At 68.5% G+C, this 15128-nt stretch carries 15 protein-coding genes; 9 read left to right on the top strand and 6 right to left on the bottom strand.

The window, feature by feature from the left end:
- Nucleotides 1-93: 93 nt before the first annotated feature.
- Nucleotides 94-585, bottom strand: a complete 492-nt coding sequence (locus EV385_RS26335) for a hypothetical protein (RefSeq protein WP_130511872.1) — start codon at nt 583-585, stop codon at nt 94-96.
- 642 nt (nt 586-1227) lie between these two features.
- Here EV385_RS26335 and EV385_RS26330 point away from each other — a divergent pair.
- Together EV385_RS26330 and EV385_RS26325 are read left to right on the top strand one after the other, a co-directional pair.
- Nucleotides 1228-2100, top strand: coding sequence for an AMIN-like domain-containing (lipo)protein (locus EV385_RS26330; RefSeq protein WP_130511871.1), 873 nt, complete (start codon nt 1228-1230; stop codon nt 2098-2100).
- A 512-nt stretch (nt 2101-2612) separates the two neighbouring features.
- The gene (locus EV385_RS26325; RefSeq protein WP_130511870.1) at nt 2613-2837 is read left to right on the top strand and encodes a phosphatase PAP2 family protein; all 225 of its coding nucleotides are present in this window, start codon (nt 2613-2615) and stop codon (nt 2835-2837) included.
- A gap of 664 nt (nt 2838-3501) precedes the next feature.
- Here EV385_RS26325 and EV385_RS26320 read toward each other — a convergent pair.
- The 3 genes from EV385_RS26320 to EV385_RS26310 all read right to left on the bottom strand — a co-directional run bounded on the left by EV385_RS26320 (nt 3502) and on the right by EV385_RS26310 (nt 7258).
- On the bottom strand, nt 3502-4158 hold the full coding sequence (locus tag EV385_RS26320; RefSeq protein ID WP_130511869.1) for a response regulator: 657 nt from the start codon (nt 4156-4158) through the stop codon (nt 3502-3504).
- Nucleotides 4155-6197, bottom strand: coding sequence for a sensor histidine kinase (locus EV385_RS26315; protein ID WP_165449605.1), 2043 nt, complete (start codon nt 6195-6197; stop codon nt 4155-4157). Before EV385_RS26315 ends, EV385_RS26320 begins: the two co-directional genes overlap by 4 nt.
- A 236-nt stretch (nt 6198-6433) precedes the next feature.
- The gene (locus EV385_RS26310; RefSeq protein ID WP_130511867.1) at nt 6434-7258 is read right to left on the bottom strand and encodes a hypothetical protein; all 825 of its coding nucleotides are present in this window, start codon (nt 7256-7258) and stop codon (nt 6434-6436) included.
- A gap of 419 nt (nt 7259-7677) precedes the next feature.
- Between EV385_RS26310 and EV385_RS26305 the strand changes: the two genes are divergently transcribed.
- The 3 genes from EV385_RS26305 to EV385_RS26295 all read left to right on the top strand — a co-directional run bounded on the left by EV385_RS26305 (nt 7678) and on the right by EV385_RS26295 (nt 9687).
- A complete protein-coding gene (locus EV385_RS26305; protein ID WP_207229954.1) occupies nt 7678-8619 on the top strand; it encodes a DUF8189 domain-containing protein in 942 nt (313 codons plus the stop codon).
- Nucleotides 8620-8680: 61 nt separating this feature from the next.
- A complete protein-coding gene (locus tag EV385_RS26300; protein ID WP_130511865.1) occupies nt 8681-9355 on the top strand; it encodes a hypothetical protein in 675 nt (224 codons plus the stop codon).
- Nucleotides 9356-9432: 77 nt separating this feature from the next.
- Nucleotides 9433-9687 (top strand): hypothetical protein, encoded by a 255-nt coding sequence (locus EV385_RS26295; RefSeq protein ID WP_130511864.1) that lies wholly within the window; start codon nt 9433-9435, stop codon nt 9685-9687.
- A gap of 258 nt (nt 9688-9945) precedes the next feature.
- Here EV385_RS26295 and EV385_RS26290 read toward each other — a convergent pair whose 3' ends face one another.
- The gene (locus tag EV385_RS26290) at nt 9946-10371 is read right to left on the bottom strand and encodes a TIGR03667 family PPOX class F420-dependent oxidoreductase (protein ID WP_130511863.1); all 426 of its coding nucleotides are present in this window, start codon (nt 10369-10371) and stop codon (nt 9946-9948) included.
- 252 nt (nt 10372-10623) lie between these two features.
- On the opposite strand from EV385_RS26290, the gene EV385_RS26285 reads away from it, so the two are divergent.
- The 3 genes from EV385_RS26285 (at nt 10624) to EV385_RS26275 (ending at nt 13169) form a co-directional block, all read left to right on the top strand.
- Nucleotides 10624-11301 carry a TetR/AcrR family transcriptional regulator gene (locus tag EV385_RS26285; protein ID WP_130511862.1) on the top strand — a complete coding sequence of 226 codons (678 nt, stop codon included), beginning with the start codon at nt 10624-10626 and terminating at the stop codon, nt 11299-11301.
- Between the two features lie 171 nt (nt 11302-11472).
- Nucleotides 11473-12447: a hypothetical protein gene (locus EV385_RS26280; RefSeq protein ID WP_130511861.1), complete on the top strand. Its 975-nt coding sequence runs from the start codon at nt 11473-11475 to the stop codon at nt 12445-12447.
- A 266-nt stretch (nt 12448-12713) separates the two neighbouring features.
- The gene (locus EV385_RS26275; RefSeq protein WP_130511860.1) at nt 12714-13169 is read left to right on the top strand and encodes a hypothetical protein; all 456 of its coding nucleotides are present in this window, start codon (nt 12714-12716) and stop codon (nt 13167-13169) included.
- A gap of 91 nt (nt 13170-13260) precedes the next feature.
- On the opposite strand, the gene EV385_RS26270 is transcribed toward EV385_RS26275, so the two are convergent.
- Nucleotides 13261-13854, bottom strand: a complete 594-nt coding sequence (locus EV385_RS26270) for a TetR/AcrR family transcriptional regulator (protein WP_130511859.1) — start codon at nt 13852-13854, stop codon at nt 13261-13263.
- Here EV385_RS26270 and EV385_RS26265 point away from each other — a divergent pair.
- Nucleotides 13811-14872 (top strand): DUF2867 domain-containing protein, encoded by a 1062-nt coding sequence (locus tag EV385_RS26265; protein WP_242625082.1) that lies wholly within the window; start codon nt 13811-13813, stop codon nt 14870-14872. The two genes, EV385_RS26270 and EV385_RS26265, sit on opposite strands and share 44 nt — an antisense overlap.
- The last annotated feature ends 256 nt before the right edge of the window (nt 14873-15128 follow it).

Below are 15128 nucleotides of genomic sequence, written 5' to 3'. Positions count from 1 at the left end.
CCGTGTGTCCCAAAGCGTCGTCGGCGATCTGGGTGTTGCGTGGCTCTGTGGCGCAGCCCCCGGGGCACGACCAGGCGGTCGTCGAGGGTGAGATTAGACCGCGACGGTTCCGGCTCGCCGCAGCGCGGCATCGATGAGGCCGCCGATGGTGTCCGGGTGTCCGGAGCCCATCTCCCAGCCGACGTCGGCCAGCACCACGACCACTCGGCCGGTTCGGGCCGCGATGAGATACGAGTCCTTCCCGGCCGGCTGACCGGACGGGTCCTCGAACTCCTCGTGCAGCTGGATGAGCAGGGAGCGCGGCCCTGCGACGTCGACCTGCTCCACCGTCCACCGCCCGGTGTGATCGGTGCACCCGCCGTTGCGGCTCACTGCCAGGCGCAGTTCACGTAGGTAGGCAGCGGCGCCAGCGCCACGGAATCCAACGACGTGCTCCAGCAGCGTGGTGTGAAAGTCCCTGATCGGGTAGTCGATCAGGATAGTGCCCTCGGTGCGGCGCAATAGGAGGCTGGGGTATCGGCGGCCGTCGCACGGCAGCGGCGGGCGCAGATGCCGCCCGAACTCCTCGGCGGGTTGGACGGGCACGGCACCTCCCAGATCCTGCGGCTGCAGAAGCGCCGAATCCGCGATGGGCGCCGGCGGCCGTCGGCCCGCCACACCGGGCAAGCATTCCCTCGGGTCGCCGATCGATTCGACTGCATTGTCTCCGGTCACGGGCATCTTGGACCTCCCCAGGAAGTCGCTCCCTTGGCAGCGGCGTGGAGATTCCGCGTGGAGCCGGCACCCACGGGTACCGGGATGCCGCTGCCCCTTCCAGCAGCCTCGCCCAGCCCGCGGAAATCGTTCAGGGCCAATGGGCCCGGGGGCCCTGCCAATCGACCGTGGGCACTCGACATACCCTCGGCAGCCCGGGAATCCGCTCCCACCTCTGTGGCCAGAATCCGCATGCGTGATGAGAAGCGTCGGCGGGTCCGGCGGGAAGCCAACGGGTTCAGTCATCGGTTGGCCACTGTGCTCCGTCAACGTCGGCGGTCGCCGACCAACAAGTGCCGTGGGTCCTGCTGAACCGCCAGAAGCGAGAATGCCGCCACATGGCGCCGGGACCTTGTGCCCTGCCATTCGATCTCCGGACGGTGCACCGTCGGGGGTGAGAGATGCCTGACCTGTCCGCCTCGGACCGGCTTGTGGTGGTCGCCGCGCGACCCGACCGTAATGGAGCTCAGTACGATGAGGAACAGAATGATCTTCCCGGCGGCGCTGGTCCTGTTCGCCTCGTTCGGCGGGGTCAGTGCCGCCAACGCCGACGTCGCTACGGCACAGCAGTCGACGCTGGTCGACATCCGCGCTGCCAATCACACCACCTACGACCGACTGGTGTTCGAGTTCCGAGGTCCACTGCCGCAGGAACGCGATGTCCGTTTCGTGTCCCAGATCATCGAGGACGGCTCCGGGGCGCCGGTGCCGATGATCGGCGACGCGGTGCTCCAGGTTCGGTTCTTCCCCGCGGTCGGTCACGACGATGCCGGTAACGGCACGTTCGGACCCCTCCGCCGCACCTTCGCCCTGCCCAACCTCATGCAGGTCAACTCGGCGGGCGACTTCGAAGCGGTGCTGCGGTTCGGCGTGAGCCTGGCACAGGCCAAACCGTTCCGCGTGTCCACCCTCACCAACCCGAGTCGGCTGGTCATCGACATCGACACCCCGGCGCAGACCGTTCCCGTTCAGGTGTTCTTCATCGACAACGCCAATCAGCAGCGGCCGCGCGCGGTGTCTCGACCGGTGATCCCGCCGGCCACCTCGCGGGGCGCGCTGCAGCGGATGTTCGCCGGTCCGACCCAGCAGGAGGCGGCCGGCGGTTTGGTGTTCGTCGACTCCGGGGCGGGCAACTTCGCCACCGTCTGGATCACCGACCAGGTCGCGCGAGTTCAACTCACCGACGACTGCGACAGCCGGGGCTCGACCACCACCATCGCGAACGAGATCATGCCGACGCTCAAGCAGTTCTCGACCGTGGACTGGGTGAAGATTCTCGACCCGAACGGCAACACGGAAGAGCCCGAGGGACGCAGCGACTCGATCCCGTTCTGCCTCGAACCCTGATCCCGGCTGCGCCGGCCCGGGTGGTGACAGAGTCGGTGCCCGAGGCGGCCGACCACGCCTGGGGCGTTCGTTGCCCGACCCGCAGTTGTCCATCGTCGGTTGCCTCGTGCAGTGACATGTAGGCGCGGCAGCTGTACGTCCCGATGCCGGCGACCACCACCGCCTGCACGGTAACGATGCCGGTCACGACCGCCGACCGCGGGAGAAGGAACGTGCGACCGACCGCCGGAGCGGCACCGTTGTCGGCCTCGCGGTCACGCCCACCAGACCCGGCATCCTCCCAACCCGGCAACGCCGGCACTGGAAGCCGGCGCCGACCCGACCATCGTCACCGGCTGGATCGCCGAGGTCGAAACCGAACGCCGCCGCGCCCTGGCCGCGCTCAACCAGCCACGACCGCAAACAGCGGCCCAGCACCTGACCCGAGATCAAATCCACGACCTCGTAACCAGGCTGGGAGACATCGTCAGCGTGCTCAGAGAGGCGGACCCGGCCGACCGTGCCGAGGTCTGTTGGCGCAGCGGCAGCGGGGCTTCCTCACCCGCGCCGTGACGGTCGCATTGGCCACCGGGTTCGCCCTGACGATAGGTCTGAGCCGGGTGCGCCTCGGCCTGCACCGGCTCACCGTTGTCCTCGTGGCCTGGACCGTCGGGCTCGTCTGGCTCGCCGCCGTCGTCACCGCGCACCGCCTGTTCCTCACCGTCCGGCAGCGCCGGACCGGTCCGGTAATGGGTTGACGTGGCCACACACGTGGCGTGACCGTAGGAGAGGGCTCCCGGCAGCCTCACCGCCAACATCTTTTCGCGGCGCCCGAGGGAGGTACCGCCATGATCGTCGACATTCTGCTCAGCGCGCTGCTGATACTCAGCATGTTGATCGCCATCGCCGCCCTATTGCCCCCGCCGGGCCGGCACAAGCCGGGCGGATACCGCCACCGGCACGGGTGACAAACGGGCGGCGCGGCTGCGGCCGGGCTTGCCGGCAGCCGCGCCGGATCATGCCGGGTGCCGCACCCGCCGACCCGGGGCAGGATCGGCGCAGAGGTTCTCACCTGATGGCGAGCGGAGGCGCATCGAGGGCCGCGCGATAGGGGTGCACAGCCGCCGCGAGCCCACCGGCACCTCCACCACAACGCGGCCACGAACGCTGCCAGGATTACGAAGCCGCCGAGCCATCGAGAGCGCTCGACTCGGAGCGTGCGGCAGCCTCTGCGGGCGCGGCGTCGATGTATGCCGCCGCCGTGGGCGAGGTGGCGCCGACGACGCTGGGAGTCGGGTGACCATCTGGGCAAGGCGGAGGTCATGGGTTGCCGAGGTTCCGTGCCAGCAGCAGCCAAGATGGACTTCTGCTGGCACAGGTGAGGCGCGCGGTGTCCCGACCGGCAGAGGCGCCGTCCCGACCTTACGCGGGATTCGGCGAACCCAGGCCGGCGTCGCGGGCTCGTGCAACTGCCTGGGCGCGGTGGGCGGCGTGCAGCTTGGTGAGGATGGTCGACACGTTGTTACGGACGGTCTTCTCCGACAACATGAGCCGGTGGGCGATCTCGGCGTTGCCCTGCCCGCGGGCCATCAACTCGAGGACCTCACGCTCGCGGACGGTTAGCTCGGGGAAGACGCCTCCGCCGGGGTGAGCGGCTTTGACCAGAGTCAGTAGCCGTCGTGCCACCCCCGTGCCAAACATCGCCTGCCCGTCGGCGACCGCCCGGGTTGCCCGTAGCAGGTCCTCCTGCCCGGCGCCCTTGAGCACGTACCCGCTGGCCCCGGCGGTCACCGCCGCCACCAGCGAGGCGTCATTGTCGGACATGGTCAACACGAGGACGGCGGTGTCCGGCGATGCGGCCTTGACCTGGCGGGTCGCCTCCAGGCCGTCCATGCCGGGCATGGCCAGGTCCATCAGGACGACGTCGGGTGCCAGGTCGCCGGCCAGTCGCACCGCGGTCTGCCCGTCGGCGGCTTCGCCGACGACCTCCACGCCGGCAGCGGACTCGAACAGCCACCGGAGCCCGTCGCGGACCACCGGGTGATCATCGACCAGCAGCACCCGCAGTCTCTCCGTCATGGCCGGCTGCCCGTCGGCAGGGTGGCGGACACGGTCGTCCCGTCCGGTCCGCTGGCCAGGTCGAAACGCCCGCCGATCTCCTCCACCCGTTGACGCATCGTCGTCAGCCCCTGCCCCTGATCGGCGGCCGGCTCGATGCCGTGGCCGTCGTCGGCCACGGTGAGTTCGAGGCGCCCGTCGGTGGCCGCCAGCGACACGGTCACCCGCCGGGCACCGGCGTGCCGTATCGCGTTGTGGACGGCCTCGACAGCCACGTGGTAGCAGGCGACCTCCACCTCCGGTGGCAACGCCGGCAACGATTCCGCGTCCACCTCAAGGTGGGGTCCGCCGTTCGACAGCGGCAGGAGACCGTCACGGATCGCCGCCACCAGGCCCACCTCGTCCAACGCCGGCGGCCGCAACCCGTCGATGATGCGGCGCAGGCCGTCCACGGCCGCGGACACCACGATCCGGACGCGGCTGAGCTGCTCCGCGGCGGGTGACCCGGCCGCCACCCGATTGCCGGCCGCGTCAACGCCCAACGCCACGCCGGTCAACATCGCGCCCAGGTCGTCATGCAGCTCCCGGCGCAACGAGCGACGTTCCTCCTCCCGCGCGGCGACCAGGCGTTGCCGTGACCGGCGCAGCTCCATCAAGGTGGCCACGCCATGCGCCGCCGGCCCGGACTGGCGGGCCAGGTCAGCCAGCAGGCGCCGTTCAGCGGCCCGCAGCGCCACCCCACGGCCGGGGGTGGACACCACCAGGTTCCCGACCGGCGCGCCGAGATACTCCACCGGCAGCACGATCAGGTCGCCGCGGACCATCCCGTGCTCAGCCACCGCCACCTCCCCGTCCGGACCATTGAGGTGGAAGGCCGCGTACGGCAGCCGCAGCTCGTCGGTGATCGTGCGGGCCACCGCCGGCAACACCTCATCAGCGGAAACGTTGCCTTCCAGCCGCGCCGACAACGCCGCGACGCTGGCGTACGGGTCGGCGCGCGCGCCATACAGCAGCCGGTCCACGCTGCGCTGCAGCCGAGTCCGCAACGGCGCGATCAGCAACGCGACCACCCCGCTCGCGGCCACCGCGAGGCTGACCCCGGTCGCCCGCTGCATCACCGCCGCCAACACGGTGACCACCAGCAGATACCCGGCGACCACGCAGGTCGTCAAACTGACCCACAGGTAGCTGCGGCCGAGCACCCGGTCGACGCTGGTATCGCCGTACCGCAACAGCCCCACCGCCACCATCACCGCGAACACCGGAACGACTAGTATCTCCAGCCACTTCCCGACGACGGGCACCTCGGCCCAGGGCAGCAGCAGCCACGCGGCTACGGTCAGCACGGCCAGGCCAGTGCGCTCGCGGCCGGTGGCTCGCCGCCATCGCCAGCTCAGATACCCCACCCCGGCCACAAGCGCACCCAACAGCACCGCCCAGGCCACAATAAGAACCGGCCAGATCAGCCGCTCCAGTGCGGGCACTGCCAGCGGATTCGGCAACGCCACCGTGTCGCCGGTGGTGGGATCGGTAGCCGTGGATCCCGATAGTGCCGAGACGACGGCGAGTGCGCCGATCGCCGCCCACCCGGCGATGAAGACCGGCCGCCGCCAGCCGCGCATCCGGCCATCCGGCAACAGCAGGACCACCAGGGACGCCCCCAGCGCTGCCGGCATCCACGCCCACTTGGCGGCCCAGACCCCCGCGCCGGCCCACCCGTACAGGCCCGGACGCGGCACCGCCCACGCCGCGAACGCGAATCCGAACGCCGCCACACCCGCGCTCAGCCCGCCCAGGATGAACAACCAGCCGATCATCCGGTACGGACCGCGCCCCACCAGCACGAATCCCACGGCGGGCAGCACCAGCGCCGGCCAGATGTTATCCAGATACACCTCGGGCATCGGCAGCCCGGACCGATGCACCAGCAACACGAAGGTGACCGCACCCGCCGCCGCGGCGACCGCCACGATCCAGACCACCAGCGCCGCCGACCGCGGGGACGGCCACCAGCGCCGCCCGGCCGCCTGCGGCGGTCCGGCGGGCAAAGTCAACGGCATCGCGGTCATCGAAGCCCCCCACCGGCTCTCAGCCTATGCCCGCACATCGCCCAGACCCAGACCTCACTCGCATGCGGGCCGTGCCGCGCCGACGCGGCACCGGACCAGGAATCCACCACGCCGGCAATAGCAAGTGAAGCGACGCAAGACGCCCCGTCCGCACCAAACCGTCCGAAACGCCCGGCATCGCCCATCCCCGCGACGTACGGCTGGTTGCGCCGTGCCGCCAACGCCGCTCATGGCGGGTCACGGTTGACCTCCACCTCGGCGCCGACCATGAAAAGCAGCGCCCAACACACGAGGGCAATGCCCCACCCGCGGCCAGGACTGGTCAGGTCGTCCGGCCAGACGATCGCGGCGAGACCGGTGCAGACGGCGACCAGCGCCACGAACCGCGGCAACCAACGGCTGCCCCGCGGCCGGAACCCCGCGAAGACCACCTGAACGGCGAGGACAAGGCCGAGTCCGGAGGAGACGTAGTAGACCTCGACCCTCCCGTTGAGTCCGGTCGCCAGGTCACCTTGGCGCACCGCATACACGCACAGCGGCACCGCGGCGACAAGGGCAAGCGGCAACAGGACCGCGCTGGGTCGCGCATGGAAACGAGCCAGCTCACCGCGGTGCGGCCGCAGCAGCACCAACGGCAGCAACCACAACACCACCGTCGCGATCATGGAGGCGGCCGGGGTGGCGTCCGCCGGGTGTACCGCGTACAGCAACTCGGAACCCCACCAGCCCACAAAGCCGACCACGACCGCCTGGAACGCGACGACCGAGCGGCCCCCAGTCCAGCTGACTCCGAGGACACCGCCGAGCGCGAGCAGCTTCCACGCGGTCACCACGACGTACGTGAACCGTTCGTCGGCGCCGGCATCGCCGAGGATCAGGCGAACGACCCCTTGCGACATCGACAGCGCCCACAACCCCAGCAGGCCGTACCAGATCCTGATGATCCACACCCGCCACCGCGGCCAACGTTCACCCGCACCGGACGGCGTGGAAGCGCTCTGAACAGCTGCTGCACCCATGGACACACCATGGCCGACCGCGATCCCGGCCATCAGAGGCACCCGTCCCGACCCCACCGGGAACCGTCGCCCGGCCCACCAAACGTCACAGTCCGCTGGCCCGATGCGCCAACCCGCAGCGCGGCTCGCGGCCGCCGAGATCCCGGCCCGAGCCCGGACCGCTGCCTCTGCCGACCGGGATCGGAATTCGACACCGTCATCGTGTTGACGCCGGAATGCCCGGGACAGCATCCAAGGAACCTCGCCAGAGCGGCGGTCGAGGAACGCCATCGGCTCCACACCGAAGGGAGAACGCCTGGGTACACGACTTACCAGCGGATCATTCCTTGCGCCGCCACAGCTCTCACGAAGTCCTACCAGCTGCCGGCCCGCAAACGCTACCTCAGAGGAGAAATCACGTGAGTACACGATTCACGCGGCGGACCATCTATTGCGCCGCTACAGCCCTCGTTGTGTGCAGTGCCCTGACCGGTAGCGCCAACAGCGCGTTGGCCAGCACGACGAACGATCAGCAGGCGCACCAGCTGACTTCCAGCAATCTGCTCGCTTTGCAGTCTCAACAGTGGGCCGGCTGGACACACGCTCCCGAAGCCGGACTAACCTTCGACGCACCCGCCATCACCACCTACAACAACAAGCTGTACGCATTCGTACGCGGCACCGACAACGGCCTCCACTTCGCCTCCTTCAACGGAACATCGTGGAACGGCTCCCACTCGGTTCCCGGCGGCGGCCTGACCCTCAACGCACCCGCCGTCACAAGCTACAACAACAAGCTGTACCTCGTGACACGCGGCAGCACCGGAAACGGCATCCACTACAACTCGTTCAACGGATCGTCGTGGGCCGGCTGGACACACGCTCCCGAAGCCGGACTAACCTTCGACGCACCCGCCGTCACCACCTACAACAACAAGCTGTACGCATTCGTACGCGGCACCGACAACGGCCTCCACTTCGCCTCCTTCAACGGAACATCGTGGAACGGCTCCCACTCGGTTCCCGGCGGCGGCCTGACCCTCAACGCACCCGCCGTCACAAGCTACAACAACAAGCTGTACCTCGTGACACGCGGCAGCACCGGAAACGGCATCCACTACAACTCGTTCAACGGATCGTCGTGGGCCGGCTGGACACACGCTCCCGAAGCCGGACTAACCCTCGACGCACCCGCCGTCACCACCTACAACAACAAGCTGTACGCATTCGTACGCGGCACCGACAACGGCCTCCACTTCGCCTCCTTCAACGGAACATCGTGGAACGGCTCCCACTCGGTTCCCGGCGGCGGCCTGACCCTCAACGCACCCGCCGTCACAAGCTACAACAACAAGCTGTACCTCGTGACACGCGGCAGCACCGGAAACGGCATCCACTACAACCAGTTCTCCTGACATTCCCAATCATCCATCGATTCGGATGAGCCTTTCCGCCCATCTTCCAAGGAGGATTGAAATGCGAAACTCTTCTATCCGCTGGCACCTCGCAAAGATCAGCACCGTGGCTGCCCTGACGGGCAGTATCGCCGCTGCCACCGCCGGCGCAGCGCAGGCGGACACGACGCCGTCACCAGCCCCGCCCACCGATCGTTCCATGGCGACGACGATGACACCGCAGATCCCGGTGATCGTTGCCGGTAAACGCTATAGCCCACAGGATTTCGCCCGCATCGCGCCGACCGTCCACTTCTTCACGGTCTCCGCTGACGATTTGGCACGCGGCGTGATGCACGGCTACACCGACAAGTCCGACTACGATCGAGCCGCCGCGCAAATGGACCGACAAGCGAACGAACTACGGGCGCAACACACACGGGTCGCATCGACCACAGTGACCTATTACGAGGACATCTACTACAGTGGTGACCGTTTCACCCGCGGCCCTTACGAGCCCGTCGCCGATCTCAGGACGCTGCCGGCACACTGCACGATCATCCCCCCGGTTTGCACGGCAAATTGGAACGACCGGATCTCGTCCCTCACCACGGGGGCTTACAACACTCGGCTATTCGCCGACATCGAATTTGGCGGCGACCAGATCGTTTTTCCCGCCTACCGGAACATCGGCGACCTCCGCCTATACGGCTACGGCTGGAACGACAGAGCTTCATCCGTCACTAGCCCGGCGTAACCAACGGTGTGTCGCGGAGGCAGCCCCTCGGGCGCCTCCGCGGCACACCATCACGCCAGAGAAGAAGGGCATGCATCATGAACCAATCAACCGACCTCCTTAACGCCGCCCGCGCAGAGGCCCTCTTCACCAGCCCACTGTCCGCCCTCGGTCAGCCCGGCCCAGCCGAGGTCACCGACGCCATCCGCCGTTCGGTGCGCGCCCATCGCGGTACCCGCGGCTGCGCTATCGAGGTTGCCGGCGAGTACGGCGACCACCCGGAGACCGCCGTACCCCGGATGCGCTGGGCGCTGCAATGCATCGAGGCGATGCATCCACGCCATCGACGATGAGTCCTACCTCGGAGTGCCGACGGAAGAGTGTCTGGATCTCGCCGAGCAGATCAAGGCGGCGCAGGACAACGCGAACGGCGGCTAGCCAGCTCCGGCGCCTGCCCGCTAGCCGGTCGTAGCGTCCGCGACGGTAAAACATGATCATCTTCCTTCGGTCGGCCGCCCTCGGCCGCCTGATCCGGGCTGCGGCCCTGGACGCCACGTCGTCCAGGGCAGCGCGCAGGCCTGGACTGGTCACCACGGCCGGCAAGTCCGCGATCAGGCGCGCAGCTTCGTCGGCGTGATGACCAGGGCGACACTGTAAAGCTCGGCGAAGCGCGTGGACGTGCCGAACACGGTCTGGATCCGCTCGCTGTACTTCGCCTGGAACGCCGGCTCCCGATCCGCGGTCAGCTGGTCGTCGACGGTTGCGGCGACGCCCTCGATGCGCACGACGTCACGGCCGAGGTCGGTGCCGTCCAGGGTCAGGCTTACCCGTGGGTTGGCGGCGATGTTGCGCAGCTTTACCTTCCCGGGCTGGCTGTAGATCAGGATCGTCCCGTCGTCGCGCACCAGGAACCACACGGGGACGCTAACCGGTTGCCCGTCGGGTCGCACGCTCGTCAGCCACGCGATGAGGTCGTGACGCAGCCGAGTTTCGACCTGACGACGACGTTCGGTCGGCAGGTGTGAGATGAGATCCATGCTTCGCAAGGTACCCGAGAAGCGCGGCCGTTTCGCCGTTCCCTAGTAGACCTGCGAGCCGTCATTTGCCTGAACCCACAAGCACCCGGCGAGGTGAGGAAATCACCGGTGGAAGGTGACGTAGTCCGACGAAGACGGCCTGCCTGGGCGAGGCCCGACCAGGTTGACCAATACGGTGATGTGTTGTTTCGGGATCCGCCGCGGCGGCACCGCCATGTCGCAACCCGTGGCCGTCGACATAGGCTCGACGCTATGAAGGACGCCGCCCACCACGACGCCGGGGCGCCCGGCCCCGAAGCGATCCTCGACGCGGCGACGGAGCTGATGGCGCGGCTCGGCTACGCCGGTACCTCCATCTCGAAGATCTCGGCCGCCTGCGGGTCACCGGCCAGCTCGATCTACTGGCACTTCGGCAGCAAGGACGGGATCTTTCTCGCTGTGCTCCGTCGTGCCCGCCGGTATCTCGTCAGTTCGCTTCCCGGAATCCCGGCCGGCGACACGGTCGGGGATCGGCTCACGGCGTTCCTCGACGGCGCCAGTGCCGCGTTCGAACGCCATCCACACGACCTACGGCTGCTGCTCGGCATCGGCATGCTGGAGGAGGGCACCGGCGCCACGGCAATCGCAGAGCTGGGGCGGTATCGGCTGGCCTTGCGGCAGTGGGCAACGGAGTCACTCGGCCACGTCTTCGGCCTCGCCGAACGGCCGGCCGTCGCCGAGGACCTCGCCCGTTTCATGCTCAGCGTGGTCGGCGGGACGGCGATCGCGCGCTGGTTCGACGGTCCGGTGACGTCGCTGCCCGTACCGCAGCTGCGCGTCGCCCTGCTGGCACTCGCCCGCGATCATGGATTGACGGTGGACGAGGCCACGCCGGAAGTCGACAGAGGTGCAGGTTCGGCGTCGCGCGGGGCCTCGCCCACTTCGGACTGAGCGGTCGGACCCGGCGATTCCTTTCGCCGCACGATGGTGGCACCTCGTTTCCATTGACATCGGTCTTCAATGCTGGCCATCCTGGCCACATCAGGTTACTGAACGGTCACTATCCATATGCGTCCATTTTTGGACCTGTTTCGGGAGTATCGCGCAGTAAAGGAGGACGTGGTGTCTCTACGTAGACGGACGTTGACGATGGTTCTCGCGGTCGCCGTCGCCGCCACCACGGTCGCCGACAGCCCGGCGGCGAACGCCGCGGACAACGGCGACCTGCGGGTCGCGGCGACCGAGACGAGGACCGTTCGGTACGGTCCGTGGACTCTTCCGGCCGCTACCGGCCACACCCACGACGAGATGGGCAGCACCGGGAACCAGCTGGCCTTCAACGTCGAGAAGCCGTGCACCGACTGCATGGTGACGGCGATCAGACCGAACCTGGTGTACGAAGATGGCAGCACCGCCAACGTCAACACCGGCCCGATGTTGCACCACGCCGTGATCGGCCAACTCGGCGAGCCGGACCTGGTGTGCCGCCTCGGCGGGCTGGGCCCGAAGCGCGTGTTCTCGTCCGGCAACGAACGCACCCCGGTGACGCTGCCCGCCGGGTACGGCATGCGAGTCGACCGGGGCGACCGCTGGACCATGGTGTTCGACCTGATGAACCACGCCCACGAGGAGAAGACGGTCTACCTCTCCTTCGAGTACACCTATGTCACCGGCCCCGCCGCGCGGCGCCTGACCCCGGTCACCCCGATGTGGCTGGATGTGGTCAGCTGCCTTTACCCCGCCTACGACGTCCCCGCCGGGGACACCACCCGAACGGCACGCTGGCGGTCCACAGTGAGCGGCGAGATCGTCTACATGAAGGGCCACCTGCACCACGGCGGTAGGACGATCACGACCACCAACCTGACCACGGGTCGACCCGTCTGCGAAGTCACCGTGGTGTCGGGCGGATCCCCAGAGTTCATCGACCCGCATGGCAATCCGGAGATTTCCAGCGCGCCGCCGTGCGTCGGCTCGCCGGTCGCGACGATCCGCCGCGGCGATGTCCTGGAGGTCGCGGCCCGCTATGTCGCCGACCACCCGCACGAGAAGGTCATGGGCATCATGACCGGTTGGATCGCGATTGACGGACGCTGAGCGCAGGACCGGCGGCGCCGAACGGGCGGACCGCGGCAGTGCCCGGCCCGCCCACGCCGCTGCGGCCCACTGGGGTCCGAACGGGGTACCGGACAATCGCCCACCTACGTCGAGACGATCGATGTAGGCCGCTCTCCAAGCACGCGGAGATCGCCATGGCAGCTCGGGACGGGGGCGCGCGCGCCACCCGATCGCATCGTTCCCGGCCACGACGTCGGAGCCGGTCCTGTCTGCTGGCGCTGGCGTTGTCCGCAGGCTGGACGGCGATGTTCCTCGCCGCCCCACACGTGCGGGCCAGCGCGAACGTCCAGCAGGTCGCGCTGTTCGCTCATCTGGCGGCATTGGTGCTGGGCTTCGGCGCGGTGCTGACGCTGGACTGGTTCGGTCTGATGTGGCTGTTGCGACGGCAGACGCTGACCGCCGTCGTGCAGGTCGCGCAGGGCGTACACCTGCCGATCTGGCTCGGCCTGGGTGGACTGGCGATCAGCGGCGTGGTTCTCGCGCCTGACACGTCCGCGCCCTTGACCATCGTCAAACTGGTCGCCGTGTTTGCCGTGGCGATCAACGGCCTCTGCGGGTGGCAGGTGCAGCGTCGTCTCGTGGACCTGAACGGGAACATCCCTCCGCGCGGACTCCTGCTGGCCGCCGCCCTGGTGGTGATGATCTCGCAAGCCGGCTGGTGGACCGCCACCGCCGTCGGCTTCCTCAATACCCAGCGGTAGGTGCCGCGAGCCACGTCGACCTTCCCCGACTGGGCCCGGCACTCACGACTGTGCGATGACCGCCTGCCCTGATCGAGTCCAGCAGTGAAGCTCAGCGCGCCGTGACGAGGTCGATGATGCGGTCGATGTACCTACTGCGCTCCGCCGCGGTGCCGGGCACGACCTGCGGCGTGGCATGCGCGAGCTGGGCGTGACCGAGGTAGGCGCTGACCGCCAGCAGCGCTCGGTGCCGAGCCGCCTCAGCCTGCAGGCCGAGCGCCTGGAAAAGCTCTGCCGTGTACGCGACCCGTCGTTCCGTCACTCGGGCCAGCACCGGGGCGACGTGCGGGTGGTCGGCGGTGGCGAGCATGGCGAGTTCGATGGAATCGGCCGGGTTCGCCGTCGACTCGATCACTGTCGCGATCAGGGTCCGCAGCTTCGCCAGCGGGTCAGGTTGCGCCTCCACCAGGAGGATCACCGCGTCGGTGTGGTCGGTCTCCCAGCGTCGCAGGGCGGCCTCGATGAGGGCGTCCCGATTGGCGAAGTGCCAGTAGAAGCTGCCCTTCGTGGCGCCCAGATGGGTGGCGAGCGGCTCGACCGCTACCGCTGCGAGGCCGCCGCGGGCCATGGCGTCCAAGGCGGCGGACGTCCAATCGTCCGCGGTGAGCCTGTTCACGGATTGCTTGCGGGTGCGGCGCTCGACCATCTCCATACGGTACGGTACGGAAGAACATACGCCACCGTATGGAGGTGTGATGGCTGTGATCGAGAATGTCCACGAGCGTGTGCTGGCCGCGCCGACCGCCGACGTCGGTCGGCTGCTCGACCGGCTCGGTGGGCCCGACGACCTGCTCTGGCCATCGCCCACCTGGCTCCCCATGCGGTTCGATCGACCGCTCGGCGTCGGCGCCGATGGCGGACACGGGCCGGTCCGCTACCACGTGACGGCGTACGAGCCGCGCCGGCGCGTGGAGTTCACGTTCGGCTCCAGGATCAACCTGTCCGGCACGCATACCTTCGAGGTCCTGGATCGCGGACCGGCCTCATGCGTGCTGCGGCACCGCCTCGCCGCCCGTCCCGTCGGCATGATGCGACTGCTGTGGCCGGCCGCAGTCCGCGTCTGCCACGACACCGTTCTCGAACACCTGCTGGACAACGCCGAGCGCACTGTTACCGGCACGGTCGCCCAGCCGGTGCGATACCCGTTGCGCGCGCGCCTGGCCGTGGCGTTCGAGAGCGTCCGTTTACGGGCGGTGCCCGTACCCGAAAATGCCGCCCTGTTGCACGCCGCGCTGCCCCACCCGGATCTCGCCGACGCCTTTGCCGTGCGTGTCCCACGAGGGACGAGCATCGATCCGCAGACCTGGGCCGATGGCATCTTCCGCAACCCGCCGCCCGCGGTCGCCGCCATGCTGCGCCTGCGCAACGCACTCGTCACCCCGTTCGGCATCGAGCCTGGCGACACCTCCGTCTTCGAGACCGTGGCCCGCACCGAGCGGGAGGTCCTGCTCGGCGTCGACGCCCCGCACCTGGACTTCCGCGCGAGCGTGCTGGTGGAGCCGGCAGAGGACAGCACGACCGTCACACTCTCCACGCACGCCACGGTTCGTTCGCGGGGCGGTCGCGCCTACCTCGGTGTGGTGCGCCTCTTCCACCCGTTGGTCGTCAGGGCCATGCTACGCCGCGCGGCTCGTCTGGCTGTCGCCCCGGCCGGCCATCAGTGACCGATGACCATGGGTTGAGGAGTTCATCGTCTCGTCCGATCTGATCACCTGTCACGCACATCCCTTCCAGCACCGGCACGAACTGCGGGCCGTCACCGCGCTGTCGGCGCCCTTCGGCTGCCCAGTCGCCGCCGTGCTTACGGAGGTCGCGGCGGGCGCAAAGATCGATATGGGGTCTAACGTGTCCGATCAGGGTACGTATAGCACGTTGGTTTTGGGGTCGTCCGGCAGGTAGAGCACGGTGACCTCGGTGGCT

The organism is Krasilnikovia cinnamomea (assembly GCF_004217545.1).
In the GTDB taxonomy this organism is placed as follows: Bacteria; Actinomycetota; Actinomycetes; order Mycobacteriales; family Micromonosporaceae; genus Actinoplanes; species Actinoplanes cinnamomeus.
The sequence above is the reverse complement of the archived record's forward strand: the minus strand, read 5'-3'. Positions and strand labels throughout refer to the sequence as shown.